At 71.5% G+C, this 24152-nt stretch carries 23 protein-coding genes; 9 read left to right on the top strand and 14 right to left on the bottom strand.

The genetic code is table 11. From position 1 onward, the window contains the following. Nucleotides 1-194: 194 nt before the first annotated feature. On the top strand, nt 195-1406 hold the full coding sequence (locus ACFYY8_RS02395; RefSeq protein ID WP_390036324.1) for a multidrug effflux MFS transporter: 1212 nt from the start codon (nt 195-197) through the stop codon (nt 1404-1406). Here ACFYY8_RS02395 and ACFYY8_RS02390 read toward each other — a convergent pair. From ACFYY8_RS02390 to ACFYY8_RS02365, 6 genes are all read right to left on the bottom strand, one after another. Then, entirely contained in the window at nt 1351-2259 is a 909-nt protein-coding gene (locus tag ACFYY8_RS02390) for a glycerophosphodiester phosphodiesterase (RefSeq protein ID WP_390036322.1), read from the bottom strand. The two genes, ACFYY8_RS02395 and ACFYY8_RS02390, sit on opposite strands and share 56 nt — an antisense overlap. Before the next feature lie 168 nt (nt 2260-2427). Beyond that, nucleotides 2428-3003, bottom strand: a complete 576-nt coding sequence (locus tag ACFYY8_RS02385) for a hypothetical protein (protein ID WP_390036320.1) — start codon at nt 3001-3003, stop codon at nt 2428-2430. A 109-nt stretch (nt 3004-3112) separates the two neighbouring features. Continuing rightward, a complete protein-coding gene (locus tag ACFYY8_RS02380; protein WP_390036318.1) occupies nt 3113-3934 on the bottom strand; it encodes a response regulator in 822 nt (273 codons plus the stop codon). After that, entirely contained in the window at nt 3931-5076 is a 1146-nt protein-coding gene (locus ACFYY8_RS02375) for an ATP-binding protein (protein ID WP_390036316.1), read from the bottom strand. Before ACFYY8_RS02375 ends, ACFYY8_RS02380 begins: the two co-directional genes overlap by 4 nt. 76 nt (nt 5077-5152) lie before the next feature. Continuing rightward, entirely contained in the window at nt 5153-5497 is a 345-nt protein-coding gene (locus ACFYY8_RS02370; protein ID WP_352009951.1) for an STAS domain-containing protein, read from the bottom strand. A gap of 45 nt (nt 5498-5542) precedes the next feature. After that, complete coding sequence (locus ACFYY8_RS02365; RefSeq protein WP_390036314.1) at nt 5543-7084, bottom strand: LCP family protein; 1542 nt, start codon at nt 7082-7084, stop codon at nt 5543-5545. Nucleotides 7085-7148: 64 nt separating this feature from the next. Here ACFYY8_RS02365 and ACFYY8_RS02360 point away from each other — a divergent pair, with 64 nt between their 5' ends. After that, a complete protein-coding gene (locus tag ACFYY8_RS02360; RefSeq protein ID WP_390036929.1) occupies nt 7149-8174 on the top strand; it encodes an ExoA family glycosyltransferase in 1026 nt (341 codons plus the stop codon). A 63-nt stretch (nt 8175-8237) separates the two neighbouring features. Here the strand turns inward: ACFYY8_RS02360 and ACFYY8_RS02355 are convergent, their stop codons facing one another. Beyond that, entirely contained in the window at nt 8238-9599 is a 1362-nt protein-coding gene (locus ACFYY8_RS02355; RefSeq protein ID WP_390036312.1) for an SDR family oxidoreductase, read from the bottom strand. Between the two features lie 155 nt (nt 9600-9754). Here ACFYY8_RS02355 and ACFYY8_RS02350 point away from each other — a divergent pair, with 155 nt between their 5' ends. The 6 genes from ACFYY8_RS02350 to ACFYY8_RS02325 all read left to right on the top strand — a co-directional run bounded on the left by ACFYY8_RS02350 (nt 9755) and on the right by ACFYY8_RS02325 (nt 15727). Continuing rightward, nucleotides 9755-11374: a CDP-alcohol phosphatidyltransferase family protein gene (locus ACFYY8_RS02350; protein WP_390036310.1), complete on the top strand. Its 1620-nt coding sequence runs from the start codon at nt 9755-9757 to the stop codon at nt 11372-11374. 22 nt (nt 11375-11396) lie between these two features. After that, nucleotides 11397-12020, top strand: coding sequence for a DUF5941 domain-containing protein (locus tag ACFYY8_RS02345; protein WP_390036308.1), 624 nt, complete (start codon nt 11397-11399; stop codon nt 12018-12020). A gap of 103 nt (nt 12021-12123) precedes the next feature. After that, on the top strand, nt 12124-12858 hold the full coding sequence (locus tag ACFYY8_RS02340) for a sugar phosphate nucleotidyltransferase (RefSeq protein WP_390036927.1): 735 nt from the start codon (nt 12124-12126) through the stop codon (nt 12856-12858). A gap of 5 nt (nt 12859-12863) precedes the next feature. Continuing rightward, nucleotides 12864-13904 carry an iron-containing alcohol dehydrogenase family protein gene (locus ACFYY8_RS02335; RefSeq protein ID WP_390036925.1) on the top strand — a complete coding sequence of 347 codons (1041 nt, stop codon included), beginning with the start codon at nt 12864-12866 and terminating at the stop codon, nt 13902-13904. Next, nucleotides 13882-14649 (top strand): CDP-alcohol phosphatidyltransferase family protein, encoded by a 768-nt coding sequence (locus tag ACFYY8_RS02330; protein WP_390036306.1) that lies wholly within the window; start codon nt 13882-13884, stop codon nt 14647-14649. Before ACFYY8_RS02335 ends, ACFYY8_RS02330 begins: the two co-directional genes overlap by 23 nt. Nucleotides 14650-14845: 196 nt before the next feature. Continuing rightward, on the top strand, nt 14846-15727 hold the full coding sequence (locus tag ACFYY8_RS02325) for a glycosyltransferase family 2 protein (RefSeq protein WP_390036923.1): 882 nt from the start codon (nt 14846-14848) through the stop codon (nt 15725-15727). A 105-nt stretch (nt 15728-15832) separates the two neighbouring features. On the opposite strand, the gene ACFYY8_RS02320 is transcribed toward ACFYY8_RS02325, so the two are convergent. The 5 genes from ACFYY8_RS02320 to ACFYY8_RS02300 form a co-directional block, all read right to left on the bottom strand. After that, nucleotides 15833-16738 (bottom strand): TIGR03620 family F420-dependent LLM class oxidoreductase, encoded by a 906-nt coding sequence (locus tag ACFYY8_RS02320; protein ID WP_390036304.1) that lies wholly within the window; start codon nt 16736-16738, stop codon nt 15833-15835. A gap of 385 nt (nt 16739-17123) precedes the next feature. After that, the gene (locus ACFYY8_RS02315) at nt 17124-17957 is read right to left on the bottom strand and encodes an aldo/keto reductase (RefSeq protein WP_390036302.1); all 834 of its coding nucleotides are present in this window, start codon (nt 17955-17957) and stop codon (nt 17124-17126) included. A 291-nt stretch (nt 17958-18248) separates the two neighbouring features. Then, complete coding sequence (locus ACFYY8_RS02310) at nt 18249-19445, bottom strand: MFS transporter (protein ID WP_390036300.1); 1197 nt, start codon at nt 19443-19445, stop codon at nt 18249-18251. A gap of 113 nt (nt 19446-19558) precedes the next feature. Then, a complete protein-coding gene (locus tag ACFYY8_RS02305; RefSeq protein WP_390036299.1) occupies nt 19559-20380 on the bottom strand; it encodes an ABC transporter ATP-binding protein in 822 nt (273 codons plus the stop codon). Further along, entirely contained in the window at nt 20377-21081 is a 705-nt protein-coding gene (locus tag ACFYY8_RS02300; protein ID WP_390036298.1) for a FadR/GntR family transcriptional regulator, read from the bottom strand. The genes ACFYY8_RS02305 and ACFYY8_RS02300 overlap by 4 nt, the downstream gene beginning before the upstream one ends. A 317-nt stretch (nt 21082-21398) precedes the next feature. Between ACFYY8_RS02300 and ACFYY8_RS02295 the strand changes: the two genes are divergently transcribed. Next, a complete protein-coding gene (locus tag ACFYY8_RS02295; RefSeq protein ID WP_390036296.1) occupies nt 21399-22274 on the top strand; it encodes a sugar kinase in 876 nt (291 codons plus the stop codon). Nucleotide 22275: 1 nt separating this feature from the next. Here ACFYY8_RS02295 and ACFYY8_RS02290 read toward each other — a convergent pair whose 3' ends face one another. Further along, complete coding sequence (locus ACFYY8_RS02290) at nt 22276-23016, bottom strand: acetoacetate decarboxylase family protein (RefSeq protein ID WP_390036294.1); 741 nt, start codon at nt 23014-23016, stop codon at nt 22276-22278. Continuing rightward, nucleotides 23001-24131: a glycosyltransferase family 4 protein gene (locus ACFYY8_RS02285; protein WP_390036292.1), complete on the bottom strand. Its 1131-nt coding sequence runs from the start codon at nt 24129-24131 to the stop codon at nt 23001-23003. Before ACFYY8_RS02285 ends, ACFYY8_RS02290 begins: the two co-directional genes overlap by 16 nt. Nucleotides 24132-24152 lie beyond the last annotated feature (21 nt).

Raw genomic sequence — 24152 nt, 5'->3', positions numbered from 1 at the left:
CCACTATGTAGGACATCACAGCAAAAGTCGTATACGACAGGACCCGGTGGGAATCGGGGAAATCGGCGTCGTGATACTGGTTCTGATCCGAGCGCCCCGCCGGCTCCCGCACGGACCGGAACCCCCGCGAGAAGGAGATCCATGAACGTCGGCACCCCCGGCCAGGACGGACGGCACCAGGACGGGCGGACGCGATGACGGTCGCCGCACGGCCCGCCGCGCTGTCCGGACTCCGGCGGGTACGGGTGCTGGTCACGCTCGGCGCCCTCTCGGCCTTCGGCCCGCTGTCGATGGACCTCTACCTGCCGGTCCTGCCCGAACTCGGCAGGGCACTGCGGACCACCGACGCCCTGGCCCAGATGACCATGTCGATGTGCATGGTCGGGCTGGCGCTCGGCCAGCTCCTGGCCGGTCCGATCAGCGACCGGATCGGCCGCCGCCGCCCGCTCCTGCTGGGGGTCGCGACGTACGCGGTGGCGTCGGTGCTGTGCGCGCTCGCCCCCGGGATCTGGTCGCTGATCGGCTTCCGCCTGGTGCAGGGACTGGCCGGGGCGGCCGGGCTGGTCATCGCCAGGGCGATGGTCCGCGACCTGTTCGACGGCGACGAGGCGGCGAAGGTGTTCTCGCTCCTCATGCTGGTCGGCGGCCTGGCGCCGGTGGTCGCCCCGCTCGCCGGTGGCCAGCTCGCCCGCTTCACCGACTGGCGGGGCATGTTCGTCGCGCTCGCCGTCATCGGCGTGCTGCTGCTCCTGGCCGGACTCACCCTGCCGGAGACGCTGGAGAAACAGGCACGGCACACCGGCGGGCTGCGTGAGACGGGACGGCAGTTCACGGTGCTCGTGCGCGACCGGGTCTTCGTCGGCTACGCGATGCTGCTGGCGCTGGCGGGCTGCTCGCTCTTCCTCTACATCACGCTCAGCCCGTTCGTGCTGCAGGAGGGCTACGGGGTGACCGCGCAGACCTTCTCGGCGATCTTCGCGGTCAACTCCGTCGGGATCGTCCTCGGCGGCAACGTCAACGGCCTCCTGGTCGGCCGGTACGGCGCCCGCCGGATGCTGGGCTCGGGGATCGTCGTCGGTCTGGTCGGGGCGGTGGCCGCCCTCGCCGGGGTGCTGGCGGGCTGGGGCCTCTACGGCCTGCTGCCCGGCCTGTTCCTGGCGGTCGCGAGTGTCGGCATGTCCACGCCGAACGCCAACGCGCTGGCCATGACGCCGCACGGCGAACGGGCCGGGACGGCCTCGGCGATGCTGGGCGTGCTGCAGTTCCTCCTCGGCGCCGTGGTGCCGCCGCTGGTCTCCCTGGCGGGCGCGAGCGCGCTGTCCATGACGCTGGCGATCTGTGTGACCTCCGTCACGACGCTGGCCGTGCTGTTCGCGACGCTCCGGGTACGGCCGCGCGCCGCCTGAGCTGGGGTACGGCCCGGCGCTGGGCGCGGGAGACCACCTCGCGCAGCACGTCGGGCCGGTTGGTGATGACGCCGTCGACCCCCTGGGAGATCACACGGCGCATGGCCTCCCGGTCGTCGACGGTCCAGGTGAACACCTCCATGCGGTGGTCGTGGACGTTCCTGACGTAGCCGGGGGTGAGATCGCCGTACGTCGGATTGATCTGACGGGCGAACCTGGACAGATCGTCGAGCCGGGAGGCCGGGGGCGTGCCGAGCAGGCCGATCGGGACCTGGGGCATGATCCGGTGGAACGTCCGCATCGAGTCCCAGTCGAACGACTGCACGACGAGCCGTCCCGGGGCCAGCCAGGCCGGATTGCGGCGGAGCTCGTCGGCGACGTGCTCCTCGACGCCCGGATACAGGTTGGGCGCCTTGATCTCAAGCAACAGGCCGAGGCCGCTGCCGTCCATCGCGCGTAGCGCCTCACCCAGGGTGGGCACCCGCTCGTCCCGGTACTTCGCGGCGAACCACGAGCCCGCGTCCAGCCTGCGGATCTCCGCCAGCGTGAAGTCCCCGACCCGCCACGGCGACCGGCCGGGGAAGACCCGCTCGACGTCGGTGGTGCGGTTCAGGGTGGTGTCGTGCACCACGACGAGTTCGTGGTCCCTGCTCTCCTGGACGTCGAGCTCGAACAGGTCGGCGCGCTGCTCACGCGCCAGTTCGAAGGCCGCGACGGTGTTCTCCGGCGCGTACGCCGACGCCCCGCGATGGGCGACGACGCTCACCGGCCGTACGGCGGCGGTGGCGGCGGGGACGGCCGTCAACGCCGCCACGAGTGCGGTCGTGACGAAGAGGCCGAGTCGTCGGAACATGGGTCTCCTCGGGTCGGAGGGATGACCTACGATTCCAAGCTGACTGTGGCCTGTGACAACGAGTTGAGGAACAAGTAACCCGACGATGCCGGGCAGGTGAGCAGACGTGGCGGCGGTTTACCCGGACCCGGGCGGATCTTCCCCTCGGGGAGGGGAAGATCGCCGGCCTCAGCGGCGGCCGGACAGGTTCGCGGTGTAGGTGGAGTAGCCACAGGGGTAGCCCCCGAAGCCACGTAGCGAGATCCGTCCGGAGACGGTGCCGTCGTTGCGGAAGGTGTAGGAGGCGCCACCCTCCGTCGGGAAGTAGATGCAGCTGGTGAGGGTGCCGGTCGCGGTGAAGTTGTTCGAGCCCGAGGCGCTGATCCGGCTGTCGGGGGAGACGGTCGCGGTGTTCCCGCTGGTCCTGACATAGGCCATGTCGAGGGCCGCGGCACCGCCGAAACAGGCCGAGTTGCTGCCGTACCAGATGGCGCCGACCTGCGGGGCTCCGGCGGGGAAGCCCGACTTCAGGCAGACGTCGACCGGGTTGGTCCCGTTCGTGGTGACCCGGGTGACGGTGCTGCGCAGGACGAGCGTGGCGGAACGCCGGAAACTCCTGCCGCTGACGGTGCCCGAGATGACGACGCTGTAACCGACGGCCGTGCTCGACCGGCCGGTGGCCGTGCTCGCGTGGGCGGTCGTGGGGAGTGCCGCGGCGATCAGTGCGGCACCGGCGAGGGTGGACGTGATGACGCGTGTGCGCATGTTGTGCTCCTGACGGAAGGGCGGACCCCAAGGGGATTTTGGGATGGCCGCTCCTTGGGCCGCCATCCCCAAACATGGGGATGCCACCGGGGAGAGGGAGGCGGAAGGATCAGCACAGGCGCAGCTCCATCGCCCAGCGCAGCGCCGCGGCACGGGGGGAGAGGTCCTTCTCCCCGGGATGGGAGGCCAGGTACTTCCGTTTGGCCGCCTCCAGGTGGTCGGCGACGGTACCCGGCCTGATCCCCAGCTCCCTGGCGGTCTCCTTCAGGCCCAGGCCCCGGCAGCCGACGACGGCGACCACGTCGAGTTCACGGGGGGAGAGGCGGTTGATCCTGCGGCGGCGGGCCGTCAGGGCGAACGCCCCGGCGAGCGCCGCCTCAAGCCCGGCCTCACCGGTCCCCTGGACGGTTTCCGAGACGTTTCCCAAGGCGGCGAGGACCTCCTCGCGGCCGTCGCCCTCGGCCAGCGCGCGCAACGCCGTACGCTGCCCGGCCGACAGGTCGCCCGCGCCCAGCGGGCGGGCCGCCGCGTCGTCGAGCAGGAGGGCGGCCAGCAGCGGGGAGACGTGGTGACGGCCGGCGCTGACCAGGCCGACGGCTTGGACGTACTCCGCGTGGGTGGTGAAGCGCTTCTCCACGTATCCCCACGCCCCGGCGGCGACCACGTCGAGCACCTGGGCGCGGCCCGCGACCCCGGAGGTGGCCAGCACCCGCCAGCCCCTGGAGGTCAGGTGGGCGACCGCCTCCGCGCCCGAGCGGCCCTCGGGAAGCGAGTGGTCACAGACGGCGACGTCCCCCGGGCCGCCCTCAGGCAGGGACTCCACGGCGGTCACCGGTTCGAGCACCGTGTGGCCGGCGCGGCGCAGGGCGTCGGCCAGCGGATAGGACACGATCGGGTGGTCGTCGACGATCCCGACCCGTGCCCGGCTCACTCCCGGTCCCCGGGCCAGCGCAGGACGACCTTGGCGCCGCCGCCAGGGGGGCGCTCGATCGTCCAGCTCCCGCCGTGCCGTTCGACGGCGGCGAAGCTGCGCGACATCCCGCCGCCCCGCCGTACGGGACCTTCGGGCAGGCCGCGGCCCCGGTCGCGCACGACGACGGTCACACCGTCGTCGTGCGCCTCGGCGTACAGGTGCACGCCGTCCGGGTTGCCCGCGTGCCTGGCCACGTTGTTCAGCGCCTCGCGGGCGGCCGAGGCGAGCGCCGCGCCGACCTCGGGGGGAGGGTCGTGGTGGACGCGCAGCACGTGGGTGAGCTCAAGGCCCAGGTCGGTGGCGCTCTCGGCCACCTCGGCCATCAGGTCGGCGAACGCCGTCGCGTGCTCGTCGGTGATGAACCGCCTGGCCCGCTGGGCGGCCCTGCGGGCGGCGCGGGCGGTCGGCGGATCGAGAGACGGGCTGCCCGCGACCCGTTCGACGATCGGCAGCAGGTCGTCGTGGATGGCCCGGTGAGCCGACTCACGCTGGCGTGTCGTCTCCTGGCGGCGTTTGTACTCGGCGATGAGCTCCTGGCGTTCCTCGGCGAGCCGCTGCGCCAGCACCGTCTGGCCCGCCAGGTCACGCAGCTCCCTGCCGATCAGCACCGCGATCAGGAACCACAGCGTGAAGCCCAGCAGGTCGGACAGCAGTTTCTGGGTGAGGTTGGGGTAGATGGAGGCGGTCCACGCCACGGCCAGCACGGCCACCGCCGTCACGGCCCTGCGGCTCCAGCCGAACCCGAAGCCCAGTACCGCCGAGGTGGCCAGGCAGAAGGGCAGCAGGGCCGTCAGGACGACGTTGCGTTCGTGGGGGAGGGCGGCGCGCGAGCCGATCGTCATCACGACCAGGCTCACCAGGACGTCGGCCCAGACGAGCGGCGTGTCGTGCAGGGTGCCGTGCCAGGCCCTGGCCGTGAACCACACGGCTTCGACGGTGGCCAGGAGCGCCACACCGGCCGCCGCCCAGGGAAGGGCGAGCCGGTCCCACGAGACCAGCGGGACCAGCAGGAACGCCGTGGTGCCCGCCCTGGCGTAGATGATCATCCTGGCCATGCGCCGTTCGGTGGCGGCCTGGACGTCGTGCCGTAGCAAATCCACGACTAGGCGACGTGCCTGGGCCCTCGGCCGGGTTACCGCGTGCCCTGATCGTTACCCCCGTGCGGGCGCGCGGGGGTCAGGCGACGGACAGAGCCTCCCGCAGGCTGCCCCGGGTCTCGATGTACCTGTCGAGATTGGTCATGGTCAGCAGACGGGCGACCATGCCGGGCCGTACGACCAGGATGAGGCGGCCCTGGGCGTCCCTGGCACGGGTGAGCGCGCCGACCAGGACACCGAGGCCGACCGAGTCGCAGAACGAGATCTCGGTCAGATCGAGCACCAGGCAGGGATGCTCGACCATGCCGAGGGCACGGCCGATCTCCGTGTCGAGACGCGGCGCGACCGACATGTCCAGTTCCCCCGCGGCGTGGACCACGACGCAGGGACCCCTGCGCCATCTGCGGACCTCAAGAACCGTCATGGCCATCACCTCCTCACCGGGTCCCTGCCCCGGGAGGCGCCGGACTCACTTCTTGCAGATGTTCTCGGTTGCTGTCTTCGCCTCGGGAAGCGTGCTCGCCGAGGGGCTCGGGGTCGGGGTCGGGGTCGCCGAGGGGGCCGTGACGGTGACCTTCCTGGCTCCCGGGTACTTCTGGCCGACGACCACCTCGATCCGGTCGCCGAGGTCGTCGACCGCGCGCACCTCGGCCCCCGGCAGCGCGGCGGCCAGGGTGCGCGCGGAGTCCTCGCGGCCGGGGCCGTACCGGATGAGGGTCTTGTCGTGGTCGCGCTCGCGGGTGTCCCCGGCGGGCTGCGGCACCCGGAACCCGGCCTTGAGCAGGTCGTTCCTGGTGCGCGCGCCCAGGCCCCTGATCAGGGTCCCGTTGAGCACCTTGACGGCGATCCGCGACGGCGGCACGGTCAGCGGAGCCGCCGACGGCTTCTCGGACGGCTTCTCGGAAGGTTTTACCGAGGGTTTTACCGAGGGGGTCCCCGAGGGGCTGTTCGTGGGCTTGGCGGGCTTGGTGAGCGGGTCGTCCGCGGCGATCCTGCGGAACAGCTCGGCCGCGGCCTCCTTGTCCCACAGCACGGCCGACTCACCGGTCGGCGTCTTGTAGTCGACGTCGGCGAGCGGGACCGTCGCGAAGGAGACGTCGTCGGTCGAGACGTTCTTGAGCTGTTCGGCCAGGCCGAGCAGGTCCTTGCGGAGCGCGTCGTCGACACTGAGCGTGCCGAGGGTGCTGTTGACGAACGCGCTGAGCCTGACGGGATTGGTCAGCGTGCCGCCGCTCAGCGCCCGCTGCAGCAGGGCCGAGATGACCTGCTGCTGACGGTCGATGCGGTCCAGGTCGGAGCGGGCGGTGGCCCGGGTCCGCGCGTAGGACAGGGCCTTGGCGCCGTCGAGGGAGTAGTTGCCCGCCTGGAGCTGCAGCCCGGTCTTTGGGTCGTCGATGGCCACGGGGGTGCAGACGTCCACGCCGCCCAGGGAGTCGACGACCTGGATGAAGCCCAGCACGTTGATCTCGACGTAGTGGTTGATGGTCAGCCCGGTGACGTTCTGCACCGTCCGTACGGCCAGTTTGGGCCCGCCGAGCTGGTAGGCCGCGTTGATCTTGCGCATGCCCTGGCCGGGGATCGTCGTCCAGGTGTCACGGGGCAGGCTCACCACGGTGACGCGGGTGTGGTCCTCCGACAGGTGCAGGACCATCATGGTGTCGGTGCGCTGCCCGCTCTCCCGGCCGAGCTTGAGCTGGTTCTGCTGCTTTCGGGTGAGGTTGTCGCGCTTGTCCACGCCGACGACCAGGATGTTCATCGCGCCGGTGGCCTGCGAGCCGGGCACCCCCGCGTCGACCGACTTGATCTGGCTGCCCACGTAGTTGGTGAACGCCCAGGTCGTCCCGGAACCGCCGAGCACCAGGCAGGAGAGCGCGCCGGCCAGGACGAGACCACGCCGCCGCGACCGGGCACCCCGGGCGGGCTTGCGCTCACGCCGGGGGGTGACTCGGACCTTGCCGTAGGCGTCGCCGCCCACCCGCACCCCCGAGTCCTCTTCTCCCGACTCGCGCATGCGTGGCCCCCTAGGCTTGCTGGGTCGATGAGGTACCCGTCCGTACAGTAGCGTGAGCGACGCCATGAAGCAGTTCCCCGACTCGCCCGCGCCGGCGTCGTCTCCCGAGACACGTGTCTGGCCGCCCATCTCCATCGTCATCCCGGTGCTGAACGAGGAGCGCCATCTGCGGGAGGCGGTGCGTCAGGTCCTGTCGCAGCGTTACGACGGCCCGATCGAGGTCGTGCTCGCGATCGGGCCCTCGAAGGACCGCACCCAGGAGGTCGCGGACGCGATCGCCGCGGAGGACCCCCGGGTGGTCGTGGTCCCCAACCCGACGGGCCGCACGCCCAACGCCCTCAACGCCGCCATCGCCGCCTCGCGCAACGCCATCGTCGCCCGGGTCGACGGCCACGCCATGCTGCCCGAGGACTACCTCAAGGTCGCGGTCGAGACCCTTGAGGAGACCGGGGCCGACAACGTCGGCGGCGTCATGGCGGCCGAGGGCGTCACGCCCTTCGAACAGGCGGTCGCCCGCGCCATGACCTCCAAGATCGGCGTCGGCGGGGCCAGGTTCCACACCGGCGGAACCGCCGGGCCCGCGGACACGGTCTATCTCGGGGTGTTCCGCAGGGAGGCGCTCGAACGCGTCGGCGGCTACGACGAGCACTTCCAGCGGGCGCAGGACTGGGAGATGAACCACCGCATCCGCGAGACGGGCGGCCTGGTGTGGTTCCAGCCCAGGATGCGCGTGTCCTACCGGCCGAGGCCGAGCGTCAAGGCGCTGGCCAAGCAGTACTTCCACTACGGCCGCTGGCGCAGGGTGGTCGCCCGCACCCACGAGGGCACGATCAACCTGCGCTACCTGGCGCCGCCCGCCGCGGTGCTGGCCATCCTCCTGGGGCTGGTCGTCTCGCCGTTCTTCTGGCCCGGCCTGCTGCTGCCCGGTGGCTACCTCGCGGCGATCCTCGCCGGGTCCGCGCTCACCGGAAGCGGACTGCCGACCTCCGCCCTGCTCAGACTGCCGCTGGTCTACATGACCATGCACATGTCGTGGGGGTGGGGCTTCCTGACGAGCCCGCGCAGCCTGGTCAAGCCCCCCAAGGGCTGAGGTCGCGCCGGGCCGTACGGCCCGCCCCGGAGCCTCAGCGGGCCGTGCGGCTCCTCCGGATCCTCAGTGGGCCGTGCGGCTCACCCCGGAGACGAGGACGTCGACCACCGTGCGGGCGACGTCCGCACGCGACGGGTCGGGCGCCGGTGCCGTCAGGGGTCCCGCCGGTTCGGGGGCCAGGCAGCTGACGCGCACACCGTCGGCCGCCCACTCCCCGGCCAGCGCCCGGGTCAGGGCGACCACCGAGGCCCGCGCGGCCGACCGCAGGGCGTACCCCGCTCCGGGGTACGGCACGGCGGAGTGGAACAGCAGATGGCCCCGCCGTTCACGCAGGTGGGGCAGGGCGGCGTCGGCGACGACCACGGGACCGAGCTGGGCGGCGCCGAGGGCCTCGGTCAGCTCGGCGACGCCGGTCCTGCCCAGGTCGCCGGCGGCCGGGGCCTCGACCACGCCGACGACGTGGTCGACCCCGCCGCTCTCCTTGGCCGCGCGCGCCAGGGCCTCCTCGACGGAGCGCGGATCCCTCACCAGGGTCCAGGGGAAGGAGAACACCGCGGCGCCGTGCCGTCCGGCCAGCTCGGCCACCGCCGCGCCCACCCCGTCCCCTTCGCCCTCGCCCTCGCCGAAGATCACCACGGTCCTGCCGTTCAGCGCCGCGCCGTACGCGGCGGGCGGCTGCTCCGGCACCCGCCCCGCGGCGAGCTGGAACAGCCGCTCGGCGATGAACACGTCGGCCGGATGGGTGACCTTCAGGTTGCGCTCGCTGCCGGGCACGACGTGGATCGGCACGTCGGGCAGGTAGCGCAGCACGACGCCGCAGTCGTCGGTCGGCGGCCGGTCGGCGAAGCCGGGGTCGGCGAACGCCCGCTCGTAGGCCTCGCGGATCACCGGAAGGCGGAAGCACTGCGGGGTCTGCACGCGCCGCAGCGCCGCCCGGTCCGGGACCTCGCGGACGACCTCCCCGTCCGGTCCCCGCCCGACGACCACGATCGTGTCGGAGGTGGGGATCGCGACCTCGACGGCCCGGTGGGTTCGCAGCGCCTCGACGCACTCGGTGATGACGCGCGGTTCGAGCAGCGGCCGTACGGCGTCGTGCAGCAGCACGTCGCACTCGCGTCCTTCGAGGGCCCGCAGCGCCCGCCAGGTGGTCTCGGTACGGCTGGCGCCGCCTTCGAGAACCCGGCTGACCTTCGTGAAACCCCCCGCCGCGACGACGCGCTCCACGTCCTCGGTGAAGCCGGGCGTCATCAGCACGAGGATCTCGTCGATCTCCGGAGCGTCCTGGAACACGGTCAGCGTGTGCTCGATGATCGACCTGCCCGCGATCTCGACGAGCTGTTTCGGGGTGTCGAGCCCGACCCGCCTGCCGACCCCGCCGGCCAGGAGGACCCCGACGGTGTACGGGCGTGGTTCAAGAGCGGTCAAGGTCTGACTCCTCCAACGGTCTGGATACGGCGAGCGTAACGGTTGACCGTCCGATCCCGGCCCGCGGTCCCGTGCTATGCGGTCAAGATCTCGCTACCCTGAGTGCGCACTCCCCGATTCGTACGGCGAAGCCGTCGGATACGAAGGAGCTCTTCTTGCCCGATCCCGATGCCTCCCTCCCCGCGGAGGGTCTCCCTCCAGACACTCCATCCGACGGCTCCGCACCTGTTCCCGCCGCCCGGACGGCCACCGTCGTGCTCGCCACGACGGACGCCGCGGGGCTGCGCGGGCAGGGCGGCACTCTGCTCGACCGGCTGACCGTCCAGCTCTCCGGGCTGCCCACCGGGGACGTGCACGTGGTCACCCGCTCAGGCGACGTCATCCGCGCGCCCGGCGGCGCGTACATGATCGGCTCGGAGGGGTCCGGCGGCCTGGCGGACGACCTGCGCAGGGTCGCGGGCGTCGCCCGTACGGCCACGGGACCGGTCGCGGTGCTCGCCGGGAACCTGGTGGCCCACACCGAGGCGCTGGCGCTGCTGCTCGAACGCCCGGGACGCGACACCGGCGCCCTGGTCACCAGGGGGGACGGAACCCCGCCGGTCAGGATCGACAGGGGGCTGGTCTCCTCGGCGGGGACCTCCCTCCACGACGTCGAGGGCCCCAACGGCGCCTTCCACGGTGCCTTCCAGGTGGGCGCCGACGACGTGCGGACCCTGGCGGCGACCGCGGAGACGCTGGCCGACCTGGCGGAGGCCGGCGGCCTCGGCACGATGGACGGCGCGGAGGCGGGAGAGCTTCTGCTGTCCGGCCTGCTGCGCTCCGGTGTCGCGGTGCGGGCCGTCGGGCTCGGCCGGCTGCGCTGCGACCGGGTGACGACGCAGGAGGAGGCGAACGCCGCCCTGCGGCGGCTGGGCGAGGTGGACGAGTCCGAGGCCCGGCTGGACGCGGCGATCAAGACCGACGACGGCTTCTTCGCCACCTTCTTCGTCAGCTCGTGGTCCGGACACGTGGTCAGGGCCGCGGCGTCGCTGGGCCTGCGGCCGAACGCGGTCACCGGTGTCTCGGTCGGCCTGGCCGTACTGGCCGCCGTCTGGTTCTCCGCGGGCACCCGTCCCGCGCTGGTGACCGGGGCGGTGCTGGTCTACCTGTCGTTCGTGCTCGACTGCGTCGACGGCCAGCTCGCCCGCTACACCCGGATGTTCTCCCCTCTCGGCGCCTGGCTCGACGCCACCTTCGACCGGGTCAAGGAGTACGTCGTCTATCTGGGACTCGCCCTCGGCTACCAGGGAGAGGGCATCTGGCCGCTGACCGTGGGGGTGCTGATCCTGCAGACACTGCGGCACACGGTCGACTTCTCCTATGTGGGCGCCAGGGCGGACGCCGAGCGGGCGGGTCACGCCTGGGCGGGGGCCGCGGGTTCGCCGGCCGCCAGGAGCGACGTGGCCGTGGCCGCCGAGGGGCCCCGGCGGCGGGGGCGTGAGCCGTACGGACCGGTCGCGACGCCCGCCGAGCCGCCGGCGTCTCCGATACCTCAGGAGCCGCCCGCCCGGCGGGGCAACGCGGTCGTACGGCTCTCGCACCGTCTGGAGCAGGACTCCCTCACCCGCTGGTTGAAGAAGATCATCGTGCTGCCGATCGGGGAGCGGATGGCGCTGATCGCGGTGACCGCGGCGCTCTTCGACGCGCGGGTGACGTTCCTCGCGCTGCTCGGCTGGGGCTGTGTCGCCATGCTCTACACGCTTTCCGGCCGGGTCGCCAGGTCGATGAGCCGGTGAGAGGAGCAGGGAGAGGAGAGCCATGGTCACCGTTCACATGACACCGGTGCCGCGCGGCAACGTGGTCGCCTACCGCGACGACGGGGTGCTGTCACGGGGGATGGGCGCGCTGGTCGTCGGGCAGTTGCCGCCGCTGCCGCCCGTGCTGGTCGGCACGTTCGTGACCGGGGTGCTGCTGCTGGTCGGAGTCGCGGGCACCGACGGGCTGGCCGTCCTGGCCCCCGCCGTCGCGCTGCTGCTGGCGGGCCCCGGCAGCTCACACCCGCACGACGGCCGCCTCGACTGGCTGGTGCCGCCGATCCTGCGCCTGACCGAGTACGGCTTCGTGGCCTCGGTCGGGTTCGCCCACGACGTGCCGCCCTGGTTGATCTTCACCCTGCTCGGCGCGATGGCCTTCCACCACTATGATCTTGTCTATCGTCTGCGGCAACGCGTCTATCCGCCGCAGTGGCTGGCGACCTTCGGGCTCGGCTGGGACGGCCGGATGCTGCTGGTCGCGCTCGGCGGGTTGATCGGGCAGGTCACGCTGGTGTTCGCCCTGCTGGCGCTGTATCTGTGGGGTCTGTTCGGGTGGGAGAGCGTTACCTGCTGGCTGGCCGTACCCCGCTCGAAGGCGGGCTCGGCCGGCCTGGAGACGCGTGACTGAGAACACCCGGCAAACCTCCGATTACACGATCAAGGCCTGAAGGCAACTAACCTTTGGGACCAGGAGTGCCCGTCGAGGGGCTCACTTGGATGAGGAGTGCACGTTGCTGGGAATGGTGCTGGCCGCCGGGGCCGGACGACGCCTGCGGCCGTACACCGACACGCTGCCCAAGGCGCTCGTGCCGGTCGACGGTGATACCACGATCATGGACATCTCGCTGCGGAATCTCGCCGCGGCCGACCTCCGTGACGTCGTGGTCGTCGTCGGATACCAGGCGCAGGCCGTACACGAGCGCAAGGCCGAGCTGGAGCGGCGGCACGGTGTGAAGCTCACCCTCGTGCACAACGACAAGGCCGAGGAGTGGAACAACGCCTACTCCCTGTGGTGCGCCCGTGACCACTTCGACCAGGGCGTGCTCCTGGTCAACGGCGACACCGTGCACCCGGCCTCCGTCGAGGAGACGCTGCTTTCCGCGCCGGTGACCGGCGACATCCTGCTGGCGGTCGACAACGTCAAGAAGCTCGCCGACGAGGAGATGAAGGTCACCCTCGACGACGACGGTCACCTCAAGCTGATCACCAAGCTGATGGACCCGGCCGTCGCGGCCGGTGAGTACATCGGCGCGACGCTGATCCGTCCCGGTGCCGCCGAGCGGCTCGCCGACGCCCTCAAGGCCACCTTCGAGCGTGACCCGCAGCTGTACTACGAGGACGGCTACCAGGAGATGGTCACCCGCGGCGAGAAGATCGCCGTAGCCCCGATCGGGGATGTCCCGTGGGTCGAGGTGGACAACCACGACGACCTCGCGAGGGCCCGGGAGATCGCGTGCCGATACTAGCCAGGATGCTGCCCGCCCCGCTGACCATGGAGGTACGGCGGGGCGCGGTCGCCCAGCTCGGCACGCTGCTGGCCGACAGCAGGGTGGCGACCTCGGGGCGGGTCGCGGTGGCCGTCGGAGCGGGGCAGGGCGACCGGATCGCCTCGGTCATCGCCCCCTCACTCGGTGAGGCCCGGGTCTTCCGGGTGGCGAACGGCTCCGTTGACGCCGCCGTCTCGCTCGGCGCCGACCTGCGCAAGGGCGCCTACGAGGCGGTGGTCGGCATCGGCGGAGGCAAGACGATCGACGCGACCAAATACGCCGCGTCGCTCGCCGGGATCCCCATGGTCGCGGTGGCGACCAACCTGTCGCACGACGGCATCTGCTCGCCGGTCGCGTCGCTGACCCACGACGGCGGTAAGGGCTCCTTCGGTGTGCCCATGCCGCTGGCCATCGTGGTCGACCTCGACTTCGTGCACGACGCGCCCGACTCCCTGGTCCGTTCCGGGGTCGGCGACGTGGTGAGCAACCTGTCGGCGATCGAGGACTGGCAGCTCGGCAACACCGAGCGGGGCGAGCCGATCGACGGTCTGGCCTGTGCGATGGCCCGCACCTCGGCCGAGGCGGTGATCGGCAGGAACGACTCCATCGAGTCCGACGCCTTCCTCACCGTGCTGGCCGAGGCGCTCATCATGTCGGGGATGGCGATGGTCATCGCCGGGTCATCCCGTCCTTCGAGCGGTGGAGACCATGAGATCCTGCATGCCGTGGATCAGCTTTTCCCCGGCACCTCGAACCACGGCGAACTCGCCGGAATCGGTGCCGCCTTCTGCTTCTTCCTCCGCGAGGACTCGCGGAGACTGACCCAGGTCGTCGAGTGCCTGCGCGGGCACGAGCTTCCGGTCACCCCCGGCGACGCCGGACTGACCGAGGAGCAGTTCACCGAGGCCGTCATGCTGGCGCCCTCGACGCGTCCGGGACGTTACACGATCCTGGAGCACCTGCGCCTGTCCGAGCCGGAGATTCGCGAGCGGGTGGGGGACTATGTCCGGGCCGTCGGTCGCTGAGTTCCGCGCGGTCGCCCAGCCGCAGTCGACCATGGGCCGCAACAGCGGCGAGCACTGGGCGGGCTCGCTGTACATGCGCAAGCTGTCGATCTACGTCACCTGGTTCCTCGCCAAGACGCCGATCACCCCCAACCAGACCACCTGGCTGATGATCCTTTCCGGGCTGCTGGCGGGCGTGGTGCTCACGGTGCCGGGGTTCTGGGCCGCGGTGGGCGCCGCCCTGCTCATCCAGCTCTACCTGCTGCTCGACTGCTCCGACGGGGAACTGGCCCGGTGGACGGGCCGTACCTCGATCACCGGTGTCTACCTGGACCGGGTCGGTCACTACTTCGCCGAGGCTGCCCTGCTCATCGGTCTTGGCTTCAGGGCCTCGGAGGTCCTGCCCGACTGGTACACCGTGCTGGGCTTCGCCGCCGCGCTCGGCGCCATCCTGATCAAGGCCGAGACCGACCTGGTCGACGTGGCGCGCGCCCGCTCCGGGCTGGTCGCGGCGACGGAGAGCTCGGCGGAGCAGTTCAGCTCGCGGGGCCTGGGCATGGCCCGCAGGGCCGCGGCGGCGCTGAAGTTCCACCGGCTCGTCCAGGCGGTCGAGTTGTCCCTCATCGTGGTGCTCGTGGCGCTGTGGGACGCCCTCAGCGGCGGTCTGGCCGCGACGCGGGTGCTCATGGTCGCCTGCGTGGTGGTCGCCGTGCTGCAGACCGCTCTGCACCTGGTGAGCATTCTGGCCTCCAGGCGGCTTTCGTGAGGAACCGGATGGCGTTTCGGTGCGTCGTAGGTGCGGACGTCTCACTGTTTGGTGGGTGTTCGCCGGAGGTTCCGATACGCTTATTTCCCGGTAAATCAGGAAGTAGTACTGAAGCCAGAATCGCCCCACCCAGCAGACTCGGTGATCATGAAAGTATGCCCCGTACGTGCTCTCGACGCGTCAAGGCGATGACGCGTTGAAGATCTCGTGCGTCATCCTCACCATGGGCAACCGGGTCCCTGAGCTGGCCCGGGCCGTCGAGTCGGCCGTCAACCAGGTCGACGGCGATGTCGAGATCGTCATCGTCGGCAACGGCGCGGACGTGCCCGAGCTGCCGGTCACCGTGCCCGCGGGATCGTCGGCCTCGATCAGGACCGTCCGGCTCAGCCACAACACCGGCATCCCGGCCGGCCGCAACCGCGGCGTCGAGGAGTGCTCCGGCGACGTCGTCCTCTTCCTGGACGACGACGGCTGGTACGGCGAGAGCAACGTCATCTCCCACCTTCGTGAGCGCTTCTCGACCGAGCCGGACCTGGCGGTCGTCTCCTTCCGCGTGATGGACCCCGAGGGGGGTGTCGGTCAGCGCCGTCACGTCCCGCGCCTGCGCGCGGGCGACCCCGAGCGGTCCTCACCGGTCACCACCTTCCTCGGTGGCGCCTGTGCCATCCGCCGGTCGGCCTTCCTCCAGGTCGGCGGTCTCCCCGAGCGTTTCTTCTACGCCCACGAGGAGACCGACCTGGCCTGGCGGCTGCTCGGCGAGGGCTACCGGATCGAGTACGACGCCCAGACGGTCATGTACCACCCGCAGGTCCCGCCGACCCGCCACGCGGACTTCTACCGCCTCAACGCCAGGAACCGCGTCTGGCTGGCCCGGCGCAACCTCCCCTGGCCGCTGGCGGCTTTCTACCTCCTCAACTGGATCGTTCTCACCCTGCTCAGAGAACGTTCCCGTCCGGCGCTGCGCGCCTGGTTCACCGGCTTCACCGAGGGGGTGCGTGAGCCCGCGGGCGAGCGCCGTCCGATGGGCTGGAAGACCGCCTGGCGCATGCTCCGCCTGGGCCGTCCCCCGATCGTCTGAGACGTCAGCCGGGCGCGGTGGCGTGCGGCTGACCGAGATCGTCTTCTCGTCCTTCGAGCCGGTGGCCGCGCGGGCGAGACCGGTCTCGGTGAGGGGTCGTACGTCTCAGGTGCGCGGATCCCGAGGGGCCGCCAGGAAAGGGGCGAGGCGTTCGAGCTGGTCGACGGCGGAGACCAGGTCGTTCGCCAGGGGATGCACGAGGACGTGGTCGGCGCCCGCCTCCAGGTGGGCGCCGAGCCTGGCGGCGACGGCCTTCTCGTCCCCCCAGCCCAGGATGGCGTCGATGAGCCGGTCGCTGCGCTCGCCCGCGAGGTCGTCGTCCCCGTAGCCCAGGCGCCTGAAGTTGACGGTGTAGGGGGTCTCGACGTCACGGAACCGAGCGGGGGTCAGGGCGCGCATCCGGGCCCTGGCGGAGACCGGGTCGGTGTCGAGGACGACCGCCTGGTGGGGGATCAGCAGTTTGCCGGGGCCCAGCCGCTCGCGCGCGATCGCGGTGTGCTCGACCGGCTGCATGAACGGGTGCGCTCCGTCGGCGTGGTCGGCGGCCAGCCGGTGCGCCCGGGGCCCCAGGGCGGCCAGGACGAGGGGATAGCCGATCTCCGGGAGCAGCGTCGTCGCCGCGGTCGCCATCGCCTCCAGATAGGCCTGCAGCTCCCCCAGCGGGCGGTCACCGCCGTGCCCGCCGAGCCCGAGGACGAACCGCCCGGGGTAGGCCTCGGCGAGGGTGGCGGCGGCGCCGTGTGTGGCGAGGGGCTCGCGCATCCGGATGTTCGCCACCCCCGTTCCGACGACGATCCGGTCGGTCGCGGCCAGCATCACGGCGTGCTGGGAGAACACCTCGCGTCCGGCGCCGAGGGAGGTCGCCGGGGGCTCGCCGCTCCACAGCGAGCCGTAGCCGAGCCGTTCGACGCGGGCGAACTGCTCACGTTGCACGCCTATGGGGGTCCTCAGCAGGGTGGGCGGGGCCAGCCAGACGCCGAACCGGCCCAGTCTCAGACGTGTCGTTTCCACGGTCACGATCGTTTGCCTCCGGGGTATGGGAGGGTCCTCCATTATTCGGAGGATCCCTCCGTTTTGTGTACGCCACGATACGGAGCTTGCCTCCGTTTGGCAATCGGGCGCGTGTCGTCGGGTGAGGCGGCGGCCTCGTCGCAAAGCGGCTGCCTTGCCGTGAAGGGGCTGCTTTGTCGTAAAGGGAGACCGGATCGACGGGAACCTTGTCCCAAGAGGTCGAGGGGGGTCTCGTGCCATGGGCGGGCCGCGGCGGGGGGACCCGAGGGAATCGTCGGGTGGAACGGGCCGGGCCGGGCGGAAGGTGAAACGCCGGTGGCGGCCGTCCGACCGGACGGCCGCCACCGCTGTGGTCCGTGGGCTGTGAACTCGCCCGCGAGAGGGACTAGGGAATCCAGTTGAAGGTGTCCGGGTTGGGGCCGACCCGCTCGTCGCGGTTGAGGGCGGAGATCGTGTTCATCTCCTCCTCGGAGAGCTCGAAGTCGAAGATGTCGAAGTTCTCCTGCATGCGCTCGCGCCTGAGCGACTTGGGGAAGACGATGTCTCCCCGCTGGATGTGCCAGCGCAGCGTCACCTGGGCGGGTGTCCTGCCGTGCCGTTCGGCGATCCGTACGATCACCGGGTCGGTGAGCACCTTGCCCTGCGCGATCGGCGACCACGCCTCGGTGGCGATGTCGTGCTCGGCGTCGAACGCCCTGATGTCGTCCTGGGTGAGGTACGGATGCGCCTCGATCTGGTTGACCGCGGGCACGGTCTCGGTCTCCTCCAGGACCCTGCGCAGGTGGTTCACGTGGAAGTTGGAGACGCCGATGGCCCGGACGCGCTCCGAACGGTAGATCTCCTCCAGGGCCCTCCAGGTCTCCACGAAGTCACCGACGGCGGGCAGCGGCCAGTGGATGAGGAACAGGTCCAGGTAGTCGAACCCCAGCTCCTCCAGTGTCCGGTCGAACGCCTTCAGGGCGTCGTCGTGGGCGTGGAAGCCGTTGTTCAGCTTGCTCGTGACGAACACCTCGCCCCGGTCGAGACCGGATGCCCTGACCGCCTCGCCGACCTGTGCCTCGTTGCCGTACATCTCGGCGGTGTCGATGTGCCGGAAGCCGACTTCGAGCGCGGACAGCACCGCCGCCTTCGTCTCGCCAGGTTTGATTTGGTAGGTCCCGAACCCCAGCTGCGGGATTTCGACGCCGTTGTTCAACCTGATGATGGGTACCGAAGTCATCCGATTTCCCCTTGATGTCTGTGTGTTGAGCCCCAAGCATGCCGGTACCCGGCTTTGTGCCGTTTAACAGGGGGCGCTCGACATCGCCCACCGGCATCGTGACCCCGCATGACCTGGAAAGAAGGGACAAATTCCCCTTATGTGGTGATAAGTGGTGAGAAGCGGGAAGGGGTGCGGCACCCAAGGGCGGGGAAGAGCCCCCGGGCCGCAAGGTCCGCCGAAGCCGTACGAGGGCGGCGCCGGTGGTCGTCCGGCCCGGGGGCTCCGCACACTTCGCGGTCTCGCCGGGGTTCACGCGGCGGCGTCCGCGGGCTCCGGGCCGGACCGGGAAGAGGAGAGGGGACCGGAGGGCTCGGGAAGCCGCAGCGCGATCAGGACGGCCACGGCCAGGACCGCGACGAGACAGACCAGCACGGTGCGCACCCCCCAGGTGTCGGCCAGGGCGCCGAAGGCGGGGGAGAGCAGGCCGCCGACCGACAGGGTCAGCCCCAGGGTGAGCCCGCTGGCCGTTCCCACCCGGTTGGGAAGGTAGTCCTGAGCCAGGGTGACCTGGGCGGCGAAGGGCACGAACAGGGCGGTGCCGAACAGCGCCGTACAGCACAGCACCCCCGCCAGGCCAGGCGAGAACACGACGCCCGCCACCGCGAGCGCGGCCGTCAGATAACCGAGGCGGATCGTGCTCAGCCGTCCCCGTCGTTCGGCGAGCCATCCGCCCGCGAGGGTGCCGACCACGCCGCCCGCGGTGAACACGGTGAGTGTGGCGGTCCCGGTGGCGGTCGAGACGTGGAAGCGGCCGATGACGTTCAGGGCGGCGAAGGAGCCCATGACGACATAGGGGACCGACCAGAAGACCGCCAGGGCCGACAACCGGGCGAACGCCCGCCAGTCGTCGCGCCCCGCGGCCCCGTCCGCGCCCTCCGGGGCGGTGGCGGCTGCCGGGACGGGGCCGGAGGCACGCCGGGCCAGGAGGTAGCCGACTCCGGCCACCACGGCGGGCACGGCCAGCAGCCAGGTGCCCCGGGTGCCTGCGGCGTTGAGGACAAGGGCGACGAACAGCGGGGCGAGCGCGCCTCCCACGTTGCCGCCGACGGAGAAGACGCCCATCGAACGCGCGGAGCCGCCGCCGGCGATCCGTGCGGCCTTGGCCGCCGCGGGGTGGTAGGCGGCGACGCCCAGGCCGGAGACCGCGATGGCGAGCCATGTCCACGCGTAGTCGTCGACCAGGCCGGACAGGCCGACCCCGACACCGGCCGCGATCATGCCCACGGCGACCAGCCAGCTCATCTGGCGGCGGTCGACGGCCACACCGAACAACGGCTGCAGGACGCTGGACAGCCCCGTCGCGGCCACGATGATCCCTGTGGCCAGCGCGTAGCTGTAACCGCGTTCGGCCACCAGGAAGGGGAGCAGGGCGGGGACGGCGCCCTGGTACATGTCGTTGACCCCGTGGGTGACCGTGAGCAGCCCCAGGGCCCTGCTGTTCTTCACTCTCTCGTGCGTCCTTCTCGTGGAGGTCCGAGGACTGTCCTCAGACCTCAGACAACATAGGATGTCGGTCCTCCCTGGGGCTCCGGAAGGCTCCGGAACCCCGGGGAGGAAGGTCAGGGGGTCGCCAGCAGGGTGGCGGCCTTGGCGCTCCAGCGGCCCTCGCTGCGGGTGATCCGCACCGGGTGGTCGAAGCACGCGCTGATCAGGTCGGTGGTCAGGACGTCGTCGACCGGGCCGGAGGCCAGGCAGTGGCCCTTCCTGAGCAGCATCGCGTGAGTGGTGCTCGCGGGAAGCTCCTCCAGGTGGTGGGTGACCAGGACCGTGGCCAGCGAGGGATGCTCGTGCCGGAGCAGGTCGATGCTGCCGAGGAGCTGCTCGCGGGCGGCCAGGTCCAGGCCCGTCGCGGGCTCGTCGAACAGCAACAGCCGTGGCCGGGGCATCAGCGCCCTGGCGATCAGGGCCCGGCCCCGCTCGCCCTGCGACAGCGTGGGCCAGCGCGCCTCGCCTCTGGCGCCCATGCCCAGCAGCTCGATCAGACGGTCGGCGCGCCGGGTCTCCTCGGCGGTGGGCGCCCAGCGGGGCACGAGCGCGATGGTGTTCGTCAAGCCGGTCAGGACGACCTCTCTGACCCGCAGCGGGGAGTCGGGGGCATGGCGCGGGTCGACGTGGCCCAGGTAGGAGCGCAGCTCCCGCATGTCGACCCGGCCCAGCCTGCGCCCGAGCACCTCGACGACGCCGCGGGTGGGGTGGGTGACCGCGCCCAGCAGGTTGAGCAGCGTGCTCTTGCCCGCGCCGTTGGCGCCGAGCAGGGCCCAGTGCTCACCCCTGTGCACGGTCAGGGAGATCTGCCGCAGCAGGTGGTTGCCGTCGCGCACGACGTCGACCTCCCGCGCGTGCAGGACGGGCCCGGTTTCCGAGGGCTGGGAGACGATCATCGGTCGGCCATCTCCGCCCTGATGAACGCCATGGTGCCCTCCAGGTTGTCGGCCGTGGCGGCCACCGCGGCCTCGGCGTCGCCGCGCGCCAGCGCCTCGAGCACGTCGGCGTGGGCGCACGAGACGTCGGGCAGGGCGGCCTCGTGGGTGACCATCTCGATCAGCGCCGCGCGCAGCACGGGTCGCACCACGTCGAACAGGCCGACGAGCACGGCGTTGCCGGACAGCTCCACGATCGCGTGGTGGAAGTCGAGGTCGGCGTCGACGAAGGCGGCCGGGTCACCGCCGACCCGCTCCTGGCGCTCGCGCAGACTCGCCCTCAGCCGCTCGACGTCCTCGGGGCGGATGCGCCGCGCGGTGAGCCTGGCGGCCTCGACCTCAAGGGCCCTGCGCACCTCGTAGGCCTCGAGCAGCCGGGCCCGGCGCAGGAGCTGGCGCACGTCCGGCCCCTCGTGGGGGACCGCGGACAGGTCGGTGACGAACGTGCCCGAGCCGTGCCGTACGTCGACCAGGCCGTCACGGGCCAGCAGGCGGATGGCCTCACGCACCGAGGAACGGCCGACGCCGAGCTCCTCGGCGAGCCGGACCTCGCTGGGCAGCCGTTCACCGGCCTTCCAACGCTGCTCCCTGAGCAGCTCGCGCAGCAGGCTCTCCAGTTGCGGCACGACGGGTCCGTGCCGCAGGCCGGGCGACTCGGCCATCTCCCACCTCCCGTGGACTCTCCTCGATGCGAGAACCCTAACAGGTCCTCAGACCTCTGAAGACCGGCGAAGGTCCTCGAGAGGCCGCGAAGACCTCCCGAGGACCCGTGAAGCCGGGGCCTGTGAGGGACTTCGAGGGCCCACGAAGGCCTTCCGGCCGAAGGCTCCCAGAGCCCCGGGAGAACCTCGGAACACGCGGAGATCACCGGCCGGTTGCTGTTGTGCTCCCCGGGGAGAGCGGGACGGGGAGAATCGCTAGAGTTCGGAATCCGAACATGGCTCCATCGGCGTCGTACGGCGCCGCGAAAGGTTCCGGCGTGGACGTCTACACCCTCGGCGAGGCCTTCGCCATCGTCAGCAGCAGCCGGATCCGTCACGAGAACGAGGTCAGGCTGGACGTCACGGGATCGGAGTTCACCGTCGCGGTCGGCCTGGCCAGGCTCGGCCACAAGGTCGCGTGGCTGGGCAAGGTGGGTGCCGACGAGCTGGGCCAGCGGGTGCTCACCGCGCTGCGCGGCGAGGGAGTGGACGTCTCCGACGCCAGGACCGAGGACGGCTCGGCGACCGGGATGATCCTGCGGGAGACCAGACCGGGGCAGGCGGCCAAGGTCACCCACTATCGGGGAGGCGCCCGGCTCGCCCAGGGGAACGTTCCCGTAGACCGCGTCGCGGCCGTGCGCATCCTGCACGTCAGCGGGGTCACCGCCGCGCTGAGCGCGCGCGACGCCATGCACGCCGCGGTACGGGCGGCGCAGACGGCGGGGGTCGTCGTCTCGGTGGCCGTGGACTACCACGACCGGCTCTGGCCCGACCTGCGGGAGGCGGAGGAGGTCCTCGGCGCCCTGGCAAGCTCGGCCGACCTGCTGTTCGTACGGCAGAGCGAACTCGACCTGGTCAAACCCGCCCTCGGCGGTGGCAGGCAGGTCGTGGTGCTCAGGGGGACCAGGGGGGCGAGCGTGCGGGTGGACGGCGTCCGCCACGACGCCCCGGGCATCGTGGCGCCCGTGGTCGACCCCGGAGGGTGTGAGAACGCCTTCGTCGCGGGCTATCTCAGCGCGCTGCTCGACCGGCTGCACCCGACGGACAGGCTGCGCAGGGGCGCCCAGCTCGCCGCCTTCGCCGCGTCGAGCCCCAGCGACTGGCAGGGCCTGCCGACCCGCGCCGAACTGCCGCTCCTCGAACTGGAGGGCTGACCTACAGTTGCTTGGCCTCGCCGAGCGTCATGGCCAGGTGGGAGACCGTACCGGTCAGCACCGCGCGCCTGGGCAGGCCGAGCTCGCTCAGCTCCTTGGCGATCGGGTGGTTGCCCAGGCGGATCAGCGCCCCACCGAGGCGGGCCCGGACCCCGCGCAGGGTGGCCGACCAGGGGACACGGCGGGTGACGCCGTCGAGCTGACCGTAGGCCCTCGGCGGCGTGACCCTGCCCACGAAGGGGACGGCCGCCCCCGGCTTGACGAGCAGGTCGAGCACAAGGCGGCCGTCCCTGCGCACCACACACCGCTTGTACGGCGAGGCCATCCGCAGGTCGATGTCGGCGACCTCCCGGGGAAAGCCCCAGATGGCGCGTCCCGCCTCCGCGGCGAAGTCCTGGTCGGACGGCAGCCAGTGGACGAACGACCCCGCCCCGGCCCGGCGCAGCTCGGCGAGGTTGGCCCGCAGGCCACGAGCCCTGGGCGGCGGCCCGGCGTCGGGCGGCCTGGTCAGGAAGGAGACGGCGAACTCCCGGCAGGCCTCCAGGTCACCGTCGGCGTGCTCGGCGAACGCCAGCGTGCACAGGGCCCTGCCCGGCAGCACCTCGGCGACGTCGAACCCCGAGTAGGCGATCACGGCCCGGGCGGCGTCCGCTCTGACGAGATAGGAGGCGGCGCACGCCACCGCGTCGCGGACGCGGACGGGGGTGGATATCTCACGTCCCTGGATCAGATGGCGTGCCATGCCTCCAGTACACCAATCTCCACGGCGGACGTCACCGGTTTGCCGGCCCATTCCTCAAGGCGGCCGACGAACTCACCCGCGTGGTCGGGCCAGTGGTGTTCGCTCAGTGCCTGCTCGTACCCGCGCTTGCCCATCGCCGTGGCCCCGCCGGGATCGTCCCGCAGACCGAGCACGGCGTGCAGCGCCGCGTCCACGTCCCCGAACGGCACGACGACGCCGCAGCCGACCCGCTCGACCATCGAGGCGGCGGCGGGCAACGGCGTCGTCACCACCGGGACACCCCTGGCCATGTACTCCACGACCTTGGTCGGCATCGACTGCCGGTAGTTGGGCACGTCGTGCAGCAGGGAGAGTCCGGCGATCGCCCCCTCGGCCATCCGCAGCGCGTGCTGGTTGGGCACGTAGCCGTACCAGTCGAGCACGCCCTCCCGTTGCGCGTCCCGCAGCAGCGGCCTGATCTCGTGGTCGGCCGCCCCGACCAGGTCGGTCCTGATCCCGTGTGGCAGCAGCCGCCTGGCCAGCTCGATCAGCTCGACGGCCCCCCTGGCCGCCGACAGCTGGCCGACGTAGATCACCCGGTTCCCCGCGGGCGGGGCGGGCGGGCGCCGGGGCACGTAGGTGGTGTTGAGCACCACGGGATGGGGTCTGGAGAAGCGCTCCTGGTAGGCCTCCTCGGCCAGGATCAGGTGCATGCGCCGCTCGGCCCTGGCCTCGACCCCGCGCACCAGCGACGGCAGCGTACGGCGCAGCACCTCGGGCAGGTACGGCTTGGCCTCAAGGGCGGCGGCGGTGTCCTCGTGCACGTCCCACACGGTCGCGGGCCGGCGCCTGGGCAGCCGGAACAGCAACTCGATGTCGTGGACGATCAGCAGGTCGGCGCCCTCGATCCCGCGTTTGAGGGCCTTCCTGGCCGCCTTGAGCGCGCGCCTGCGGCGCCGCCCGGTCGCGCGGGGAACGTCGATCGCCCTGATCCCGGGATCGGGCGTGACGTTGCAGTCGGTGAAGGGCGCGACATAGGTGATGTCATGCCCGGCGTCGAGGAGCGCCCGGATCTGCCGATGCATGATCCGGGCGTCTTCGGGGTGATGGACGATCGTCCCGACACATACCCGCATATGCCGATGCTGAGTGCCGGT

Source organism: Streptosporangium sp. NPDC001559, from assembly GCF_042893955.1.
GTDB lineage: Bacteria > Actinomycetota > Actinomycetes > Streptosporangiales > Streptosporangiaceae > Streptosporangium.
This window is presented reverse-complemented; position numbering and strand designations above follow the sequence as displayed.